The organism is Acinetobacter sp. 1566109 (assembly GCF_000582255.1).
GTDB lineage: Bacteria > Pseudomonadota > Gammaproteobacteria > Pseudomonadales > Moraxellaceae > Acinetobacter > Acinetobacter nosocomialis.
In genome coordinates, this window is record NZ_JEYB01000003.1 from 1 (window position 1) to 20863 (window position 20863).

At 38.8% G+C, this 20863-nt stretch carries 21 protein-coding genes; 6 read left to right on the plus strand and 15 right to left on the minus strand.

Annotation, left to right across the window (positions count from 1 at the left end; translation table 11 throughout):
* The 3 genes from J582_RS06855 to J582_RS06865 all read right to left on the minus strand — a co-directional run.
* On the minus strand, window positions 1-539 hold a 539-nt coding region (locus tag J582_RS06855; RefSeq protein ID WP_000886795.1), incomplete at its 3' end, for a thioredoxin family protein.
* 182 nt (window positions 540-721) lie between these two features.
* On the minus strand, window positions 722-1243 hold the full coding sequence (locus J582_RS06860) for a chromate transporter (protein WP_002049457.1): 522 nt from the start codon (window positions 1241-1243) through the stop codon (window positions 722-724).
* Window positions 1243-1803, minus strand: a complete 561-nt coding sequence (locus tag J582_RS06865; RefSeq protein ID WP_016805788.1) for a chromate transporter — start codon at window positions 1801-1803, stop codon at window positions 1243-1245. Before J582_RS06865 ends, J582_RS06860 begins: the two co-directional genes overlap by 1 nt.
* A gap of 101 nt (window positions 1804-1904) precedes the next feature.
* On the opposite strand from J582_RS06865, the gene J582_RS06870 reads away from it, so the two are divergent.
* Window positions 1905-2807, plus strand: coding sequence for a LysR family transcriptional regulator (locus J582_RS06870; RefSeq protein ID WP_017398236.1), 903 nt, complete (start codon window positions 1905-1907; stop codon window positions 2805-2807).
* 88 nt (window positions 2808-2895) lie between these two features.
* Here J582_RS06870 and arsB read toward each other — a convergent pair whose 3' ends face one another.
* Window positions 2896-3930, minus strand: coding sequence for an ACR3 family arsenite efflux transporter (gene arsB, locus J582_RS06875; protein ID WP_032047566.1), 1035 nt, complete (start codon window positions 3928-3930; stop codon window positions 2896-2898).
* 98 nt (window positions 3931-4028) lie between these two features.
* Complete coding sequence (locus tag J582_RS0104365; RefSeq protein ID WP_016805664.1) at window positions 4029-4358, minus strand: ArsR/SmtB family transcription factor; 330 nt, start codon at window positions 4356-4358, stop codon at window positions 4029-4031.
* An 84-nt stretch (window positions 4359-4442) separates the two neighbouring features.
* Between J582_RS0104365 and arsC the strand changes: the two genes are divergently transcribed.
* On the plus strand, window positions 4443-4871 hold the full coding sequence (arsC, locus tag J582_RS06880) for an arsenate reductase (glutaredoxin) (protein WP_016805662.1): 429 nt from the start codon (window positions 4443-4445) through the stop codon (window positions 4869-4871).
* A gap of 67 nt (window positions 4872-4938) precedes the next feature.
* Here the strand turns inward: arsC and J582_RS25770 are convergent, their stop codons facing one another.
* The 3 genes from J582_RS25770 to J582_RS06895 all read right to left on the minus strand — a co-directional run bounded on the left by J582_RS25770 (window position 4939) and on the right by J582_RS06895 (window position 7827).
* Complete coding sequence (locus J582_RS25770) at window positions 4939-5100, minus strand: DUF1427 family protein (RefSeq protein ID WP_000784879.1); 162 nt, start codon at window positions 5098-5100, stop codon at window positions 4939-4941.
* 56 nt (window positions 5101-5156) lie between these two features.
* On the minus strand, window positions 5157-7031 hold the full coding sequence (locus J582_RS06890) for an amidohydrolase (protein ID WP_032047567.1): 1875 nt from the start codon (window positions 7029-7031) through the stop codon (window positions 5157-5159).
* 109 nt (window positions 7032-7140) lie between these two features.
* Entirely contained in the window at window positions 7141-7827 is a 687-nt protein-coding gene (locus J582_RS06895; protein ID WP_003651277.1) for a hydrolase, read from the minus strand.
* Between the two features lie 195 nt (window positions 7828-8022).
* On the opposite strand from J582_RS06895, the gene J582_RS06900 reads away from it, so the two are divergent.
* On the plus strand, window positions 8023-8913 hold the full coding sequence (locus J582_RS06900) for a LysR family transcriptional regulator (protein ID WP_032047568.1): 891 nt from the start codon (window positions 8023-8025) through the stop codon (window positions 8911-8913).
* A gap of 49 nt (window positions 8914-8962) precedes the next feature.
* Here the strand turns inward: J582_RS06900 and J582_RS06905 are convergent, their stop codons facing one another.
* Window positions 8963-9703, minus strand: coding sequence for a GntR family transcriptional regulator (locus J582_RS06905; RefSeq protein WP_080746824.1), 741 nt, complete (start codon window positions 9701-9703; stop codon window positions 8963-8965).
* A 398-nt stretch (window positions 9704-10101) separates the two neighbouring features.
* Here J582_RS06905 and J582_RS06910 point away from each other — a divergent pair, with 398 nt between their 5' ends.
* On the plus strand, window positions 10102-11571 hold the full coding sequence (locus tag J582_RS06910; protein ID WP_032047570.1) for an NCS1 family nucleobase:cation symporter-1: 1470 nt from the start codon (window positions 10102-10104) through the stop codon (window positions 11569-11571).
* Window positions 11568-12302: an aspartate/glutamate racemase family protein gene (locus J582_RS06915; protein WP_032047571.1), complete on the plus strand. Its 735-nt coding sequence runs from the start codon at window positions 11568-11570 to the stop codon at window positions 12300-12302. Before J582_RS06910 ends, J582_RS06915 begins: the two co-directional genes overlap by 4 nt.
* Window positions 12303-12368: 66 nt before the next feature.
* On the opposite strand, the gene tauD is transcribed toward J582_RS06915, so the two are convergent.
* From tauD to tauA, 4 genes are read right to left on the minus strand one after another with little or no spacing between them, the layout of a single operon-like run.
* Window positions 12369-13250, minus strand: a complete 882-nt coding sequence (tauD, locus tag J582_RS06920) for a taurine dioxygenase (protein ID WP_032047572.1) — start codon at window positions 13248-13250, stop codon at window positions 12369-12371.
* An 8-nt stretch (window positions 13251-13258) separates the two neighbouring features.
* Window positions 13259-14128, minus strand: a complete 870-nt coding sequence (gene tauC, locus J582_RS06925; protein ID WP_001092656.1) for a taurine ABC transporter permease TauC — start codon at window positions 14126-14128, stop codon at window positions 13259-13261.
* Entirely contained in the window at window positions 14125-14919 is a 795-nt protein-coding gene (locus J582_RS06930; protein ID WP_032047573.1) for a taurine ABC transporter ATP-binding protein, read from the minus strand. The genes tauC and J582_RS06930 overlap by 4 nt, the downstream gene beginning before the upstream one ends.
* A gap of 9 nt (window positions 14920-14928) precedes the next feature.
* The gene (gene tauA, locus J582_RS06935) at window positions 14929-15969 is read right to left on the minus strand and encodes a taurine ABC transporter substrate-binding protein (protein WP_000651495.1); all 1041 of its coding nucleotides are present in this window, start codon (window positions 15967-15969) and stop codon (window positions 14929-14931) included.
* A 442-nt stretch (window positions 15970-16411) separates the two neighbouring features.
* Between tauA and J582_RS06940 the strand changes: the two genes are divergently transcribed.
* Window positions 16412-17596, plus strand: coding sequence for a hypothetical protein (locus J582_RS06940; RefSeq protein WP_032047574.1), 1185 nt, complete (start codon window positions 16412-16414; stop codon window positions 17594-17596).
* Between the two features lie 61 nt (window positions 17597-17657).
* Here J582_RS06940 and J582_RS06945 read toward each other — a convergent pair whose 3' ends face one another.
* The gene (locus J582_RS06945) at window positions 17658-19124 is read right to left on the minus strand and encodes an MFS transporter (RefSeq protein WP_000104664.1); all 1467 of its coding nucleotides are present in this window, start codon (window positions 19122-19124) and stop codon (window positions 17658-17660) included.
* A 195-nt stretch (window positions 19125-19319) separates the two neighbouring features.
* Entirely contained in the window at window positions 19320-20711 is a 1392-nt protein-coding gene (locus tag J582_RS06950) for an LLM class flavin-dependent oxidoreductase (protein ID WP_032047575.1), read from the minus strand.
* Window positions 20712-20863: the final 152 nt, after the last annotated feature.

Sequence of the window (20863 nt, forward strand, 5' to 3'; positions counted from 1 at the left end):
ATGTGTTCATTGTCCTGGAACACCATTGGCACAGCCATGATTTTGCGTTGTTCCACTTCGTCTTGGAAGAATGCACCATCAATCATGGTTGCCGTAGTGTTCGGGTTATAAATGGCAATCAGGTTAAGCGCCTGTACCACGTCAGGACAGTTATGACAGCTAAGTGATACGAATACATCAAAGTTGGCTTTGAGGTTTAAACCTTTAATTTGATTTAAAACCTCATCTGACACCTTAGGTGCATAGCCAGACACTTGTAACAGTGCCAAGATCAAAGATGTAAACTCATGGCCCATTGGTAAGCCTGCAAAGAACACACGAGGCTGTTCACCTGCTTTAGCCACACCAAAGCTTGGACGACGTGTATTGTTACCGTCAAAACGGGCTGTTACCTTGTCAGAAAGCTCAGCGATTTCAGTTACTAATTCTTTAATTTGGGCAGCTTTATCTGATTCATCCAAAGCAGCAACTAATTCGATTGGACTTTCTAAACGTTCTAGGTAAGCTTTTAATTGAGTTTTAATGTTTTGATCTAACATCTGTTTTTACTCCAATGCATCCAAATTCTTTCAATAGATGCATAGTACGTGAAAACAATGAATAGGTAAAACAGTATGTTTTTATGTATTTGATCGGTTTTTTAGATTTTATTATTACTTACTTCAAATTAAAAAAAAGCCAACCTGAACTTATCCCAGCGCAGGTCAGCAAACTGGTTCAACTAGAGCAACATCACACCAAATACAGCCCCAGCAATCAAAACATGCAAGGGATGAACTTTTTTAATTAAAGACAATAAAGTCGCAATGACTACCATAATGATAAGTAAAGTATTTATTGCTGCTGCCTCAGAAATAATCCAAGCACTGGCAAGCACTGTTCCAACTGTCACAGGCTGTAAAGCAAGCTGTAAAACACGGCGCCATTTTTTGTCTTTAAACTTAGACCAGCCTCTCATTACAAATACAGTAATAAGAGATGACGGTAAAAATTTAGCGGTAGAAGCTACAAGTAAACCTGACAATCCCGCTACGTGCCACCCTACCAACGGTACAATCATCATGTTTGGCCCAGGAGCTGCTTGCGCCATGGCAAACAAAGCACTAAATTCCTGCGCAGTCATCCAATGATGAATGTCGACTACTTGGCGTTGCATTTCAGGCAAAATTGTATTCCCTCCACCAAATGCAATAAGAGACAATTGAGTAAAAATGATCGCTAAAGCAAGTAGAACTGCGCCCATTACACACGTCTCCAAATAATAGATGAATAAAGTGCCAATAAAATCAACATAGTCAAAAGTAAAGGAACTTTTAGAAAAGCAATACAGACAATTGCAGCTACGACAACACACATCGCTATTGGATTACGTAATAAAGGCTTAATCATTTTCAATCCAGTTGCAACCAAAAGCCCAGCTGCTGCTGCCCCTAAACCTTCGAAAAGATGCTTAACCATCAAGTTATCTTGGAACTGTTCATAAACATAATGTAAAAGTACAACAATTACGGTAGGGGCAAGAATCAAACCAATAAGTGAGCTCACTGCTCCACGGACACCGCGAAATTCAATACCAATCGCAACAGATAAATTAATAATATTGCCACCCGGTAAAAATTGACACAAACCAAGTAACTCGGTGAACTTTTCAGGACTTAGCCATTGCCTTTGCTCTACAATAACTTTGCGGGCTAAAGGCAAAACACCACCAAATCCCATTAAACCTAATGTTAAAAAACCTAAAAATAACTCTGTGCAGGTAGGTACACTCTCCTTCTGCACGGCAATCTCAACATGGTTCATTTTCGTTACTTTTCACTTTATCTGACCAAGATAGAATGATACTTTTGTGGTATATCTACAAATGCTTTTATTTTCGTTAACCATACCCTAAAGGTATTTCTATGCTCGATTTACATAAGCTTCATGCCTTTGTTGTAGTGGTTGAAGAAAGAAACATTACGCATGCAGCAAACCGATTGTTTATCCAACAGCCGCCTCTAACGCGTTTACTCAAAAAACTTGAAGAAGAACTCGGTACACAGTTACTTATTCGTCAACCGCGCGGGATTGAACCAACAGAAGCGGGTTTAGCATTATTTAAAGAAGCACAACTTTTATTAGAGCATGCTCGCCATATTACCAAATTGGTCCAAGACGTTAGCCAAGGTAAAACTGGACAGCTTAATATTGGTTTTACAAGTTCCGCAGGTTTGCATCCACTCATTTCACTTGTATTACGTTCATATCGGGAAATGTACCCTGCTGTACAAACTAAACTTGAAGAAGCAGGTAGTCAAAAGCAACTGGACTGGTTAATTTCAGAAAAACTTGATATTGCTTTTCTAAGAGCACCAATTAGCCGCGATATTGGATTGAAGCATCTTCATATATTAGATGAACCCATGGTGGTGGCCTTACCTATCGGTCATCCGCTTACACAGAAGAAAAAAATTAGTTTAAGTAACTTGTCAGAGGAAAATTTTGTTTTATACCGTCGCTCTTCAGGGCAAGGCTTATATGACAATATTTTATATAGCTGCTATCAAGCAGGATTTAGTCCACGCATTATTCAAGAAGCACCGCGTCCTACTGCGACCCTCAATTTAGTGGCTGCCGGTATTGGAATTAGTATTGTACCCGCATCAATGCATAACTTTTGGGACCATGAAATCGTCTATCGCGAGTTTGATGATTCGATAAAACTAAATGCGCCTATTTACTTGATTACTAGAGAAAATGAAAACTCAGCTAAAGTTTCAAACTTCATTGAACTCATGCAAAAACTTTTACCGACAATGACCTAAGTTTAAAAGCCAGACAATAAAAAGTGCCTATATAAAGGCACTTTTTTAGCGATCTTTAGAAAATAGTTCAAATAAATTTTGCGATTTTTTAAGAGTAATACTTTTTCTTTAACCAAAGCGAAACCGAAACCAGTGAGATCAGCACTGGTACTTCAACCAATGGCCCGATCACTGTAGTAAAAGCAACTGGTGATGCCAAACCAAAAGTTGCAATGGCTACAGCCAATGCCAACTCAAAGTTGTTTCCCGCTGCAGTAAATGAAATAGCAGTGGTCCGTGGGTAGTTATTCCCCATCCGTTTACTCATAAAGAAACTGATAAAGAACATCACCACAAAGTAAATCGTCAGTGGAACCGCAATACGTAATACATCTAAAGGTAAACTCACTACATCTGCACCTTTTAGACTAAACATCGCCACAATGGTAAAAAGTAATGCGATTAAACTTAATGGACTAATTTTTGGCAAAAACTTGGTTTGATACCACTCCAAGCCTTTTAATTTAACTAAAATCAAACGAGTTATGAATCCCATTAAAAATGGAATACCCAAATAGAGCAAAACAGCATGGGTGATGGTCCAGAAATTGACATCAATCACTTGCCCTGCCACACCAAAATATGGCGGCAAGAAAGTTAAGAACAACCATGCATAGGTGCTAAAAAATAAAATCTGAAAAATACTATTAAAGGCGACCAAAGCTGCAACGTATTGGTTGTCTCCACAAGCTAAGCCATTCCAGACCAATACCATTGCAATACAACGTGCTAAGCCAATTAAAATAAGGCCTGTCATATACTCCGGATAGCTATGCAAAAAAACAATTGCAAGAATAAACATTAAAACTGGAGCAATAATCCAATTTTGTACCAATGATAAAGTTAAGGTCTTTTTATCTTTAAATACTTCCGGCAAAGCTGCATAGTCCACTTTTGCCAATGGCGGATACATCATTAAGATCAAACCAATCGCAATTGGAATATTAACGTTATCTACACTTAACTTATTTAAAGACACAGATGCCTGAGGAAAGAAAACTCCAATAGCTAAACCTAAAGCCATTGCAATAAAAATCCATAGCGTCAAGTTTCGGTCTAAAAAGGAAAGCCCTTGTTTGGTCATGTTCTACTCGAAGAAGAAATTAATTATGTTCGATATGCTCTTAGCTCATAAACTTATGCTAAGAAAATCCGAATTTTTAAGACAGAAATCTAGAAAGATTAATCACAACATGTTGTAGTAATAGAAGGCTGATCTTGTTGTTTTACCCTTGTCTCAACCTCGTCATTTTCTATCACTTTTAAAATGTCTAAAGCCCATATAGGTAAATCAGGATTTAAGCTGTAATAAACCCACTGTCCTTTTCTTTCATCCAGTAATATGCCATGAGTTCTTAGTAAGGCTAAGTGTCGAGAAATTTTGGGTTGGCTCAACTCGAGTTGTTCGGTGAGCTCACAAACACAAATATTTTGTTTGTTTAGAACTAATTTAAGAATGTTTATCCGAGTTTGGTCAGATAGACATTTAAAGAAATCGACTTGGTTGATCATATCTTCAACAGAATATATTCGTTATTGCAAATATACGGATATCCATATATAAATGCAATATCTTAATTTGAAGATCAATTTATCATGAGCGATCAAGTGAAAATCTATCATAACCCTGCTTGTGGAACCTCACGAAATACATTGGCGCTTATTCGTCATGCCGGGGTTGAGCCTATTGTTATTGAATATTTACAAACACCTCCAAGTAAAGATGAACTAATCCAACTCATTAAGGATTCAAACTTAAATGTACGGGAAGCAATTCGTAAAAATGTTGATCCGTATAAAGATTTAGAGTTAGAACAAGATCATTGGACCGATGAACAGTTAATTGACTTTATGGTGCAGTATCCCATTTTAATTAATCGCCCATTTGTGGTTACACCAAAAGGCACACGACTTTGCCGCCCTTCTGAAGTGGTGCTCGACATTTTAGATTCAAAAAACTTAGGCTATTTTGCAAAAGAAGATGGCGAAGTGATTATTGACGAACAAGGCCATCGTATAAAGTAATTGAAAATACTTATTAATATAAAAAGCTAAATGGCATAGCACCATTTAGCTTTTTGAATGAAACAGGTTAAAAATAGGACTTAATAAAAGGAAGCAGTTGCTCTCCTATTACCATGCCTAATAATCCGACTAATGCAACAAGAGGTGGAGCTGGTGACTTAACATTTAAAACGTAATATAAGACACCAACAAGCAACCCTACAGCCAAAGATAACAAGTACATTTTCATCGTACATACCTTAGAGAATCCAGCCATTTAATCAGCAGGTTCCCATACTGTTTTATTTAAAATGCGAAACACGAGCACCCTAGTGCGCCCCAGAATGATTTTTTGTCCTTATCATTTACAGGAACATCAAGCATCCAAGCGTGGCTGTGTCCATGCATGCCACAGCTGCTGGCACATTCACACAATGAACTTTGTGACTGTAATGATTGATTCGACGGTGCATTACGATTTTCAGATAAACGCCACTGACCACCAAAGCGTTTTACTGGCGACCATGTTGGAGATGCTGGCGGCAACGGCGGATCATCTTGCTTAAACTCTGCACCTGCATATACCACTTTTCCACCTAAAACAGTGAGTACAGACTCAATCCACTGGATATCTTCTGCTTCAACTTTGAAGTAGTCATCTGACAGCACAACCAAGTCAGCAAGTTCACCTGCTGTGAGTGAACCTTTGATATCTTTTTCACCCGAAAACCATGCCGAACCTTTGGTCCAGAGTTTGAGGGCCGTTTGACGGTCTAATAGATTTTTTTCATCATAGAGAGGTAAACCACCGACTGTTTTACCCGTACTTAGCCAATACAAACACACCCAAGGGTTATAAGAGGCAACACGAGTCGCATCTGTCCCGGCACCCACAGGAACACCGAGTTCTAACATTTTTTTAACTGGTGGCGTTACCTGAGCGGCTTCGGCGCCATAACGTTTTACAAAAATCTCACCTTGATATGCCATACGGTGTTGAATGGCGATACCACCACCCAAAGCACCAATACGTTCGATATTACGCTCAGATACAGTTTCGGCATGGTCAATAATAAATCGGGTCGCAAATGGCTGTTTAGCATTTACTCGCTCAAATACATTGAGTAACCGACTAATGCTTTCATCATAGGTTGCATGAATACGGAATGGCCATTTCTTTTCAGCCAAGTGCTCTACAATGGCTTCGAGTTCACCTTCCATTTTTTCTGGTAAATCCGGACGTGGCTCATAAAAATCTTCAAAGTCACCTGCAGACCACGTCAAATTCTCACCGGCTCCATTCATTCTAAATAGTTCATCACCATCGCCCGGAAATGTCATTTCTGTCCAGCGGCGATAGTCATCAAGCTCTTGGCCTGCCTTCTGAGCAAATAGATTATAAGCAATACGTACGGTCATTTGATTTTGGTCGTGTAATTGCTTAATCACATCATAATCTTCAGGATAATTTTGACCGCCACCGCCTGCATCAATTGCAGAAGTAATGCCTAATCGGTTCAACTCACGCATGAAATGACGAGTTGAATTAACTTGATCTTCAACTGGCAATTTCGGTGCTTTACCTAAGGTTGAATACAAAATCATAGCGGATGGCGTTGCGAGCAACAGTCCTGTTGGCTCACCTTTTTCATCTCTTACAATCTTGCCACCCGGCGGGTCGGGCGTGTCTTTGTTAAAGCCTAATACATCAAGCGCAGCTCGGTTGAGCATTGCACTGGCATATAGATGTAAAACGAATACAGGAGTATCTGGCGCAGCTTTATTAATTTCTTCTAAAGTCGGTAAACGCTTTTCGGCAAACTGGAACTCAGTCCAACCGCCTACTACACGAACCCATTGGGGAGCTGGAGTATTGTCTGCTTGTTCTTTGAGTAAGCGTAATGCATCTGCAACGGATGGCACACCTTCCCAGCGCAGCTCCATATTGTAATTGAGACCACCACGAATAATATGCAAATGACTGTCATTTAGCCCCGGTATAACACGACGACCATTTAGGTCTACAACTTTACTTGTTGGTGTTACGAGCTTCATGATCTCATCATTTGTACCCGTGCGGAGAACTTTACCATCTGCAATCGCAATTGCTTGTACTTCGGGGTTCTGAGGATCTAGTGTTGTGATTTTACCGTTTATGAGTATGAGGTTTATTTCGGTCATTCTGAACTCCATTCTTGTGAATTATCGTTCTAAAAAATAAAGGCATGTCTGTATTAATATCACTTAAATATTGAATACTAGACATACCTTTACCTAAATCAGTACTGTTTTATTTTGCAGGAACTGGTGCAAGTACTTCGTGTTTTGAAGTTGTACGTTCAGGTGCCTTATGTACCATCGTATAGGCATAATCAACGCCCATACCATAAGCACCAGAATGCTCGCGTACAATTGCCATAACTGCATCATACGTATCACGGTGTGCCCAATCACGTTGCCATTCAAGTAAGACTTGCTGCCAAGTTACCGGAACAACACCTGCTTGAATCATGCGTTGCATAGAATAATCGTGTGCTTCTTTCGATGTGCCACCCGAAGCATCCGCGACCATATAAATTTCATAATCACCTTCAAGCATGGCACCGAAAGCAAAGGTGTTATTGCACACTTCAGTCCATAAACCTGAAACGATTACTTTTTTACGATTATTTTTTGCAAGTGAATCACGTACTTTTTGGTCATCCCATGAATTCATTGAAGTACGTTCTAGTAATGGAGCATCTGGAAATACATCTAAAAGTTCTGGATAGGTATGACCAGAAAAGCTTTCAGTTTCAACTGTGGTAATGGTGACAGGAATATTGAATGTTTTAGCTGCTTTTGCTAACCCGACCGTATTATTTTTTAATACTTGGCGATCTATTGACTGTACCCCAAAAGCCATTTGTGGCTGATGATCAATAAAAATAACCTGACAATTCGTTGGTGATAGTTGTTCTAAAAGTGATTTATTCATGGGTAAACTCCATTATTTCTTAATTGAGGTTTTTAAAACTGCCTTCTGCTTATTATCAAAACAGATAAAAATGTAAAAACATAGACAGCAAATCAGCTCGAATCTGTATGCTGTACGAATACAATCAAAACAATGATTGCTTTTTAATTTTTATAGTTTAATCATAGATATATATTTTTTAACTTTCGCTTATCCATGGATCGATTAGACTGTATTTCCACTTTTGTAAGTGTCGTAGAACATGGGAATTTTAGTAGCGCAGCCAGAGCACTCGACATCTCTCGTGACTTAGTGGCCAAACGTGTTTGCTACCTTGAAAATGACCTTAGAACTACACTATTAACCAGAACAACAAGACAGATGAACCTGACCTCTTGTGGGGAAAAATTTTATCAACATAGCAAAGTCATTTTAAGTGAGTTTGAATGGGCTGCTTATGAAATTAGCTACAATCAGCAGTACCCTGAAGGCGAACTCAAGCTTAATACTCCAATGTCTTTTAGTAATATTTTTCTTCAACATATTATTTCAGACTTTATAGAGAAATATCCCAGCATTAAAATTGATTTATTCATGACTGATCAGCTATTAGACACGAATAATAATAAATTTGATTTAACCATTCGTGTAGATGGCTCGCCTCCAAACTTAGCAAATAGTAAAATATTAAATACCTATCAACGATATTTATATGCAACACCTGAATATTTTAATCAGCATGGCCTGCCAACCTCTTTAGAAGAACTTAAAGAACATAAATTTCTGATTTACTATCAAGATAGCCGACATAAAAAATTGATTTTCCAAAAAGATCAAAAAGAAGTGTCCTTTAATTGCTTCCCTGTTATGACCTGTAATAATGGGGAATTATTATTAGATATGTGCTTGAAAGATCACGGTATCGTTTTTCTTCCAGAGTTTATTGCAGAGCCTTATTACAAAGAAGGCAAATTACAGAAATGTTTGGAGGACTACACCAGTCAGCCGCTTCACTTATATGTCACATGGCCAAACCGTAAGATTTTATCGAAGAAGGTCAAACTATTTATTGATTTTCTAACGCGTCAAATCGTTCCTGTAAAATAACCAATCTGGGCCTTTTCCATAGGAATTGGCCCGTTATTTTTTAGTTATTTTAAATAGTTTCAATTTTTTTATTTTTAAATAAATTTAATAAATTTTGATCTGCTGTTGCTGTGTGGTCTTCTTCAACAAATGCCGTCGCGTAGTGTTCTAAATGCTCTTCCATCAATTGAGTTGCTCGCTTTTCATCGCCTTGTTCAATCGCATCTAAAATTGCACGATGTTCATCTGCCGAACAATTATTATGTTTGGAAATTTCATATAACCCAATTAATAACGAAGTCCTTGCAATAAGCGTCTGCAAATAACTGCTCATAATTGTATTTTGATTTGCTTCAATCAGTTTTAAATGAAATTGCCCTGATAGCTTAATCCATTCAGCCCAATTGCCAGCTAAACGCTCATGAGACTCTTGATCTACTAAACCTCGAAGCTCACTAAAATCTAGGCTATGTGACTTTTGAGCTAGCTTTTTTACAGTAGCGATTTCAAGCATGCTGCGTGCTTCAAAGACCTCTTTTGTTTCATGAGCACTATGTTTTGCGATGAGTGCTCCACGATTGGGCTGAATTTCGATGACCTTATCATGTGCAAGTTTGACGAAAACACGTCTTAACACTCCTCGCGTTACACCAAATGCTTCACATAAGGGTGCTTCGACTAAACGTGCACCAGGGGCAAGTTGTCGATTTAAAATAGCATCTACAATAGCGTTATATATATGGTCATCAATTTCATCATTGCTCATTTCTACGGCTTTTTTTGGTGCACTCGATGACATTGATTTCTCCATTTTTATTAATGTCCCCCTTTTTTAGAACTTTATCTATTTTGAATAGTGTAAGTTTAACTTAAGCATTTGGAAATATTTCTCTAACTTTCACAACATCTATGCTGAGCTGAACAATTCAATATTAGACCTCTAAATATCTACTTATACACCTAAATTTATTTACTTTTTATAAAAAATTAAGCCCGTCTCAGCTTATAAATCTCTCTCTTCATACTCCAAAATCATTTCAAGTGAAATCACACATCAATACTACATCTCAAGTTTGGCATAACTTTTGCTCAATGAATTGTGCACAATTTAAATATCACATTGTGCACAATTTTAATTTCATTCTTTTAGTCAGAATTTCAAGCTGCTGAAGAACGTGCCCGCCCAACATAGGGAAGTGAGTGTTCAAGATGAATAATAGCGAAGCAATAATTAAACCTTCTTATGATACGAAGTTAACAAATCAAGATTTAGCTCCTTTAAAAAAGCAAACTTGGGGCACTTATAATATTTTTGCCTTCTGGATGTCGGATGTTCATAGTGTCGGCGGTTATGTCATGGCTGGGAGCCTTTTTGCACTAGGGCTCAATAGCTGGCAGGTACTTCTCTCTTTACTCATCGGCATTGCCATAGTTCAGTTTTTTACCAATCTGATTGCCAAGTCTAGCCAACAAACTGGTACGCCCTATCCTGTTATTTGCCGTGCAACCTTTGGTGTGCTTGGTGCAAATATTCCTGCTGTTATCCGTGGGCTTATTGCTGTCGCATGGTATGGCATTCAAACCTATTTGGCCTCAAGTGCTTTCTTATTGGTTATTTTAAAGTTCTTTCCAGAATGGTCAGTCTATGCCGATGTTTCAACTTATGGCTTTCTTGGGCTTTCCTATTTAGGATGGGTTGGCTTCATGCTGCTTTGGCTACTACAAGCGATTGTTTTCTGGTCTGGCATGGACAGTATTCGTAAGTTCATTGACTGGGCGGGTCCGGCTGTCTACATCGTAATGTTTGCCATGGCAGTTTGGCTGATCTGGAAAGCTGGCTGGCAAAATATTGATTTAAACTTGAGCGGTGTTCAATACGACGGTTTTGCGGTTGTACCAGTCATGATTGGTGCTATTGCGCTTGTTGTTTCATATTTTTCAGGGCCTATGCTGAACTTTGGCGACTTCTCTCGTTATGGCAAAAGCTTTAACGCGATTAAAATGGGGAACTTTCTTGGGCTACCGATTAATTTCTTAGGCTTTTCTTTACTTACTGTGGTGTGTATTGCGGCAACGCTTCCAGTCTACGGCAAGCTCATTACCGACCCTGTCGAGATGGTTGGAAAACTTGATAATACATTTGTAGTCATTTTAGGTAGTTTGACCTTAATGATTGCCACCATTGGGATTAATATTGTTGCTAACTTTGTTTCACCTGCCTTTGATTTTTCTAATATTTCACCAAGCAAAATTAGCTGGCGTATGGGTGGAATGATTGCAGCAGTAGGTTCAATTTTCATTACCCCATGGAATTTGTTCAATAACCCTCAAGTGATCCATTACACCATTGATATTTTAGGTGCATTTATCGGTCCACTTTTTGGTGTATTGCTCGCCGATTTTTATCTCGTTAAAAAACAAAAAATCGTGGTAGATGATTTATATACTTTAGATACTCAAGGCTTGTATTGGTACAAAAATGGTTATAACCACTCTGCCTTTTATGCATTAATCCCAGCTTCATTAATTCCTATTCTCTGCGTACTCTTACCACAACTATCGGGGCTAGCTAATTTCACATGGTTTATTGGGATGGGATTTGGTTTTGTTATTTACCGATTTCTTAACCAACCGCTTACCCATGCTAAATCGGCAATGACTAAGGTAAAAGTACAATGAAAATTAAAATTATTAATCCCAATACTACTCAAAGCATGACTGACAAAATTGCTGCATCAGCAAAGATAGTCGCAAATTCTGGTACTCAAATTATTGCTGTAAGTCCTCAAATGGGACCTGCAACGATTGAAAGTTATTATGATGAAGCTCTAAGTGCAGTAGGTGTGTTAGAAGAAATACGCCAAGGTGAACAGCTAAATGTAGATGCCTATATCATTGCCTGTTTTGGTGATCCTGCGCTTTATGCTGCCCGTGAAATGACGTCAGCACCAGTGATTGGTATTGCCGAAGCAGCTATGCGAACTGCAAGTTATGTAAGTACTGGTTTTAGTGTGGTCACAACCTTACAACGCACAGTGAATATGAGCTGGCATCTGGCTCATCGCTATGGTGCTCACCCCTTTTGCAAAAATGTTCGAGCTTGTGACATTGCAGTTGAAGAGTTGGAGCTTCCTAACTCAGACGCTTATCGGACCATACGAGATGAGTGCAAAAAAGCGCTCGCAGAAGATAAAAGCGATGCGATTGTTTTGGGCTGTGCAGGTATGAGTGATTTATGTCTAAAGCTACAAAACGAGTTGGGAGTAATCGTTATAGACGGCGTTACAGTAGCCGTTAAACAAGCTGAAATGCTAGTTCAGTTAAATTTAAAAACCAGCAAAGTTGGTGATTGGGCCTCACCTCCTGTAAAGAACTACACAGGCATATTGTCAGGATTTGGAATGCTCTAAAGAGTTATTGTTTCAATTCCAACTCAAAACGCTGCGTTGGAATTGAAACGGCTGAAAACTAAAGAATTAAACTTCGGCTAACTCTGGCTGTTGTTCTTCTTTATAAAATGGCACATCACCGTTAATAGTTGCACGGTGCATGATGCGATGAGCATCGCCATAATCGAATAATGCTTTATGTTGTGTGCAACGGTTATCCCAAATCGCGATATCACCATCTTGCCACTTCCAACGCAAATGAAATTGCTCTTGGGTCGCATGTTCAAACAAGAAATCAAGTAATTGCTCACTTTCTTGTTCAGGTAACTCATTAATGCGAGTGGTAAAGCCTTCACTTACGAACAACAAAGGCTCACCTGTAACCGGATGAGTACGAACCACTGGGTGAACCACTGGTGGGTTACGCTTAAATGTTTGCAAAAGCTTTTCACGTTCTTCTTCGTTATGGGCAAAACGTTCAAGTGGAAAAGACTTCCGAATATCGTGTGTTGCAGTTAAGCCACGTAGTTTTTGCTGTAACTCAAGCGGGAGCCCTTTAAAAGCTGCTGTGTTGCTCGACCATAATGTATCGCCGCCTACAGGTGGAATTTTAATGGCTTGCAACACACAACCTAAAGGTGGAGTTTTACTAAAAGTCACATCTGTGTGCCAAAGTTCATTGTCACGCAAATCTTGTTTCCAACTGTCGAGCACCATCACCTCAGGTACATCTTCAATTGAAGGATAAATCGGGTGCACATGTAAGGTGCCAAAACTACGTGCCAAGTCTGCTTGTGCTTGTGGTGCTAATTGTTGCTTTCGAAAAAAAATGACCTGATGATCAAGCAAAGCCTGCTGGATTTGTTGCGTTGTCTGTTCATTTAACACATTCAAATCTATATCGTGAATAATTGCGCCAATGGTAGGCTTGATCACTTCTATATTTAAGTTTGCTACTACTGTATTCATCTTCTTTACTACAACTGCTGACCATACCAAGGAGAAAACTGTTTTTGTAACCAACGTAAAAACAGCTCAAAACTAACTGCGACAATCGCAATCACAATAATGCCCAGAATCACCGTATCGGTAATTAAGAACTGTGCTGCCGATTGCACCATAAAACCAATACCACGGTCCGCTGCAACCAACTCAGCTGCAACTAATGTTGACCAGCCCACCCCAAGACCAATACGAATACCGGTAATAATATGAGGCAAAGCGGTTGGTAAAATGACATGCCAAAAGACTTGTGACTGACTTGCCCCTAATGACAATGCCGCACGTTCACGATTTAGCTGATGGCTTAACACACCATGCGCACTACTAATAATGACAGGCGCCAAAATCGAGAAGAAAATCAAAAGTACTTTTGTGGTTTCACCAATACCGAACCAAATAACAAGTAAAGGCAAATAAGCTAACGGCGGAATTGGACGTAATAATTCAACCAAAGGATCTAGAACAGCACGAACCCATTTGTTCAGACCCATCCATAAACCCAGCGGAACACCAATCACCACGGCAGCAATCAGAGCTAAAAATACACGAGAGATACTGGCTGCCAAGTGTTGCCACAAAGTTGCTTTCATAAAGCCTTCTTGGCTGACCGATATAAATTTTTGCCAGACTGCCTGTGGACTCGGTAAAAACAGTTCAGGTACAACATGCAAAGCAGTAATGAGAAACCAGAGTGCAACTACACTTCCCACACTGATTATGCTGACCGCCAAAGTACGATGCTTCTCAAAAAATGACGATAGAAATGAAGCATTTTCTGTTTGCACATTTAACTCAGGTTTAAGTTCTGCTTTGTCATATTCATAGACGTTATCTTTAGTGTTCATGTAGGTAACGCCTCCTTACCGCTTTGTTTTTGTGCCCTTAAACTTTCAAATAGCTGTTCTCTGAGCTGAATAAATTGAGGATCCGATTTAATTGAGCGAATAGCCTCACCCTGACGATATCGATTAGCAAAATCGAGATGTAGAGTTTCTACAATTTTGCCTGGATGCGCTGTCATTAGTACCAGCTGATTGCTGAGCAATAATGCTTCTTCAATGTCATGAGTAATCAAAAAGAAGCTTTTATTTTGTTGAATCCATAAATCGAGCACTAACTGCTGCATGTTTTCACGCGTAAAAGCATCTAATGCGGCAAAAGGTTCATCTAATAAAATAAACGGCGCGTGACTGATCAAAGCTCTGGCAATACCAACACGTTGTTTCATACCACCGGAAAGTTCCCAGATATTGGCTTTTTCAACGTGACTTAAACCCACAATTTTTAAAATTGCACTCACTTGTTTCTCAATCTCTGCACGCTTTAAACCTTTTAACTGCAAAGCGAAGCCAACATTATCTGCAACATTCAACCAAGGAAGTAAGGCGTGATCTTGAAATACAACAGCACGAGTTACATCTGGTCCAGTTACGACTTCATGATTTACAAGCACATCACCAGAACTTGGCTGTTGAAACCCTGCCAAGATATTAAGCAAAGTTGTTTTGCCACAACCCGACTCACCTAAAATCACGGTTAAAGAACCTTCTTCAATGGTTAGGTTAATGTCTTGTAAAACTGGCTTTTGCTGTTTAGGAAAAGTCAGATGAATATGTTTGGCTTCAAGTACACTCATGACAACTCCTTAAGGCTGCAAAAATGAAGAATTCACATTGCCTTTATAATCGGCTTTAAGTTGATCGACTTTGCCCTGACCTTTTAAGAATTTCGCTGTATCAAAAATATTTTGCGCAAATTCACCATCTAACGTTTGTTTTTGCTGAGCGTGGTCAAGGTAAATATTTCCACTTAATAAAAGCGGGATATCTTTTGCATCGGAACCTGTGAGCTGCGCAATTTTTTGCACGTTATCAGCATCTTTAACGTAAGCGGCTGGGTCTTGGTTATATTTTTCGAGTTGCTCAAGTGTGGTTTGGACAAAAGCTTTCAAAAAGTCAGGATTTTTCTCTGCAAAGTCTTTACGTACAACCCATAAGTCATAAGTTGGAGCACCCCATTCACCGACTTGTTTTGAGTCGGTTAAAACCGTACCAGATGCTTTGGCTTTACTTAAAGCAGGTTCCCACACATAGGCAGCATCAATATCACCACGTTCCCAAGCAGCTGAAATTTCAGGTGGACGCAAGTTAATAATTTTTACTTTGTCTTCTGGAATGTTCCAATGTTTAAGTGCAGACAAAAGGCTGTAATGGGTTGTCGAAACAAACGGTACAGCAATGGTTTTGCCAATTAAATCTTGAGGAGTTTTAATGCCTGATTTATTACTCACCACGAGTGCTTCAGATGCACCAAGTTTTGAAGTAATTAAGAATACTTCAATCGGTAAATTACGGCTTGCCGCGGCAGCAAGTGGGCTTGAACCAATATTACCAAGTACCACATCACCTGAAGCAAGCGCATTGACAACATCTGAACCCGCATCAAATTTTTTCCATTGAATAGTACGTTGACTATGTTTTTCATAGTCTCCATTCGCCTGTGCAACTTTGCTTGGGTCAACCCCAGTTTGATAAGCAATCACGACAGGTTTATTGTCACGAACTGAAGCACTTGTATTATTGTCTTTTTTATTTTGCCATACGATAAATGCAACAATTGCGACTATAACAATTGCCGTGATAATCAACGGTTTGGTCTTCGTGCTCATAATTTCATGATCTTTCAATAATATAAGCTCATGGTATGCAGCTGGCCTTATAATGAAAAATAAAAAAATATGAGTTGCTTATCTGGTTTTTATAAATAACTTTTCTTCATAAGTTTTTATCTTTTGGTAAAAAGCAAATTTCAAGCAAACTTACAGATTAGTGGTAAAATTAAATTACTTATATATCAATAATTAAAAACGATATTCCCAAATCATATGATTAGAAGACCCTGACATCCCCCTTTTAATTATTTTATCCTACTCATATTTTATCATTTTTATTTTTGTCTCTATACCCAGATTTTTGCATCTAATTAATTTTCGAGATTTTTTATAACGGTCAGATTTTTATTATCTTTTTATCTTAAAACTTCTGCAAATATTAAGATTTGGACAAATCTTTTTCTGGTTTATACATGACGCAAATTTAATTTTTATTTTTAAGAGGAGAAAAATTCTTTTGTTTAAACATTCTCAAATTTTGAAAAAAACATTAATTACAACGTCTTTAATTACATTCAGCCTCTCAAGTCATGCAGCGCTTACCTTTGGCAATGCTGAAGAAGGTCAACTTAAAGTAAGCGGTACTGTTCGAGCCAAATATATTTATGATTTTGACTCTGAACCGTCTACCAGTAAATTTTCCTTTAATGACGCCGTATTATGGTTAGATTACAACTCCCCGAAATGGATTGGCCGCCTAGATTATCGGGTTTATGAATATTACGGGCATTTAGGTGATGCCAATTGGCTTACCGATGCGTGGTTGGGTTATAAAATTAATGACAACAGTAAAATTATTGCTGGCTTAAACCCCGTTCCTTTTGGCTTGGGTCGCTTTTGGGGAAATACTTATTATTTAGGCATTGCCAATAGTGCCGGTTGGGAAGATGTACACAACCTTGGGGTGAAATATGATTTCAATGATGGAACCAATGAAGCACAACTCGCCTTTTATCCTACAGATGGTGGCACCTATAGAGGTAAAAGCAAAGACTCGAGTCGTTTTAGTATCAACCCTGTCAATGCAGATGACTCTGTACCGCAAGGCACTAATACCAAAGAAAAGAACTCCATTGTTGTTCGCGGTGCTCATACCTTTAAGAATATCTTAAGCCAAGAAAATTTCTCTACTCAACTTGGCGCCTCCGCATGGTATTCCACCATTGAAAATAAGCGTTCAGGGCAAGATGGCGATCGCCAAGTTTATTCGGTTTTTAGCAATACCAATTACAACCAATGGAATTTACAGCTTTTGGCTGGTTATCAAGACATTGATAATGCCGACACCCAATATAAAGATCATCTGACTTTGGGCGGTTTCGATTATTCATTTAACTCGGCAACCAAAGGTCAGATTTATTCAGCAGAACTGAGCTATTTATTTCCTCAGCAGTTTGGCCCCATTACCTCTGTTCGTCCGTACTTGAACTATAGTTCTTATCGAAAAGAGCAAGATGGTTTTAAAGACTCTACCCGTTTTATTCCCGGCATTGCCTTTAACTATCAAAAATTGACAGTACAAGCCGAGTTGCTGATGGGTAAACACGATCCATATCTAGGAGACAGTGAAGGCCTTGCGGCTGGTGGAAGCAATGATAAATGGAATAAAAAAGCATTTGTGATTTTTGCTTATTACTTCTAATTCTAAAAATAAAGGCCAACATCTGTTGGCCTTTATTTTTATCTAGATATTTATTTTTACTCTAGTCGATTACTGGTGAATTATTGAGAGGAAGTTCTGTTTTATCTTCATCAATAACATCAACATCTTGGGCGGTAGGCTCAAACTTAATTAGTAGTCCAATCACAATTAAAGGAATAAACGCAAAGATAGAAATAATCAGATAAACATCGGTTTTATATCCCGCCATCCAGATCGGTAAAACAAACAAAGCAATCGCTTGAGCAACACCTGTTACCGCACGGTTAAAGCCAACCCCAACGCCACGAATCGAAGCTGGATAAGCCATAGTTGGATAAACCATCATTTGTGCCCCTGGTCCAAAGCCTTCGGCAAAAAGCCACAAACCGAGCATACCAATTGCGGTGTAGAGTAAAAAGCTATTACCGGGTTCACCAATGAATGCCAAAGCAATCAGGGCAATAAACTGGAGTAAAAAGCCTGTAAGCAATACATGACGAGATTTAAATCTGCTGGCAACAAATACCCCTAACAACCCACCCGTAAATGCAAATAGTAAATTAAGTCCAAGCGTGGTGGTAATGGTCGTCAAGACATCGGTATGAAAGAAACGCGTTAAAATAGAAGGTAAAAAGAAAGCAATGGTCGTGTACTGAAATGCCACCGAAATATGAATCACAATGGCCACAATAGTTCTTGGCAAATAGGTTTTATTAAATAAAACTGTAAAACCCTCGCGCTTTTTCTTTTCAGCAGTTCTTTCTACTTTTTCAACTGTAGCGACTGCATGAATTGCATAGGATTCTTGTAGAACTTGAGCGGCTCCTTTTAAATCGCCTTGGTTTGCAAGCCAGATTGGTGACTCAGTTAAATATTTACCGCGAATAAAAATAATGAGTAATGCTGGCACTGCTCCAAAAATTAAAGATGCTCTCCATAACCAGTTGCTATGCTCAGGGGGTAAAAGAAAATAAAGCGCCAGAACTAGGCCAAAACACACCGAGGAAGCGGCATACCACATTGGGCACCATGCGGCTAAACGCGCTGCCTTATTGCTACTACCGTTAAATTTGGAAAACTCAGATAAGTATGACATTGCAACGGGTAAATCAATACCAACACTAATTCCCATAATAAATCTGGCTAAAATCAAAACCCATACATTCGGTGCAAAGCCTGCAACAATTGCCGCAATAACAAACAGCACCATGTCCGCCATGAAGACCCGATAACGGCCAATTTTATCTGTCAGCCAACCACCAATCAGGTTACCCACAATGGTTCCGCAGACAATTGCTGAAGCCACCACACCAGTCATGACAGGGCTTAAGGAAAACTCTGAGATGACTTGCTCAATACCGAAAGAGAGCGTTGTTAGATCATAGGCATCAATAAATACACCAATCAGTGCCAACCAAATAACTTTATTCGATTTACCCTTCCCTGCAAATTTGGAAATTAATTGTGAAACATCATCGGGAGATTTAATTTCATAACGGTGGTTATGATCGAGTTCTTTTGTGCTCACTTAATAATTCCTGTATTTTAATCACAGGAACAAAATAATGATTATTCACACCATACAAAAACAAATTAATCTGATGTTTTAATCTAAATTATAGAATTATCTTTTCATTATTAACTCAGCAATAAAATCGATATAAAAAGACAAAATAAAAGCTGGCATTTAACCAGCTATTTATTTAAAGACTTTCCAAAATATTTAACTCGCCTCAGCAAGTTTTAACTCTTTTAGATTACGATATTTTGCACCTCGGTGATTTTCAGGCAAATATGGCCCAGCACCAAATAGTTTTTCTCTTAATGTTCCTTGTGCATATGAGGTTTGATATACCCCACGTTTTTGCAACTCTGGCACAATAAACTCAACCACATCAGCAAAGGTTTGATGCGCCAAAATATAGGCCAAGTTAAAGCCATCGACATCGGTATCTTCAACCCATTGCTGTAAAGCATCCGAAACGGTTTCTGCCGAACCCACCAATACTGGCCCATTACCGCCTAAGCTGTTCCAGTTTGCAATTTCCTCAATGGTCCAAACACGTTTTGGATCTGCATTTACATAAGAATCCAATAAAGATTGAATGGCATTGGTTTGAATATATTCAACTTTGTCCGTTGGCTGGTATTGTGAAAAATCTACACCAGACCAACCAGACAGCAATGTTAAAGCGCCATCGTAGCTTCCATAGCTTTGATATTCTTTAAACTTAGCTTGTGCTTTTGCATCGGTTTCATCAGTGACAATCGATAGAAGTGCATAAATTTTAACTGAGTGCGGATCGCGGCCTTCCTGAGCCAATTTCTGGCGAATGCCCTGCACCACTTTTTTTGTAGCAATTTTAGACGGCGCTGCGATGAATACACACTCGGCATTTTGACTAGCAAACTTCTGTCCGCGTGAAGATGCGCCTGCTTGATAGAGTACTGGCGTTCGCTGTGGTGATGGTTCACAAATATGGATGCCTGGTACAGTAAAGTATTTACCTTCGTGCTGAATTGGATGCACTTTTTTATGGTCAGCAAAGATACCGCTTTCACGGTCACGAAGTACCGAACCTTCTTCCCAAGAGCCTTCCCAAAGTTTGTAAAGGACTTCTAAGTATTCATCAGCAATATCATAACGATTGTCATGATTCACCTGAGTTTTTAGACCCAAGTTTTTCGAACCGCTTTCCAAATAAGACGTCACGATATTCCATCCAACTCGCCCTTTGGTTAAATGGTCTAACGTGCTAATACGTCTAGCAAAAGGATAAGGATGTTCAAAGGAAATCGAAGTTGTGACACCAAAACCCAAGTGCTTTGTGACTGCTGCCATCGCTGGCACAATCTGTAGCGGATCATTGACTGGAACTTGTACTGCACCTGTTAAGGCATGTTCAGCACTTTGATGATAAACGTCGTAAATGCCAAGTACATCTGCAATAAAAATACCGTCAAAAAAACCACGCTCAAGAATTTGAGCTAAATCTGTCCAATATTCTAAATCTTTATATTCAACAGATCGGTCTTGAGGATGTCGCCATAATCCAGGAGATTGATGGGCAATACAATTCATTTCAAAAGCATTAAAACTAATTCTCTTAGTCATAAAATATCAGCCAGCATTTTATTTAATTTTTATACTAAAGCAATTTTTATATTTTCTTTATAATATATACCCCAAACAAAATATGATTTTATTCTAATAGATTTTTATAATTTATTTTAAGAAATAAAAATAATATTAAGCCGCTGAAAATA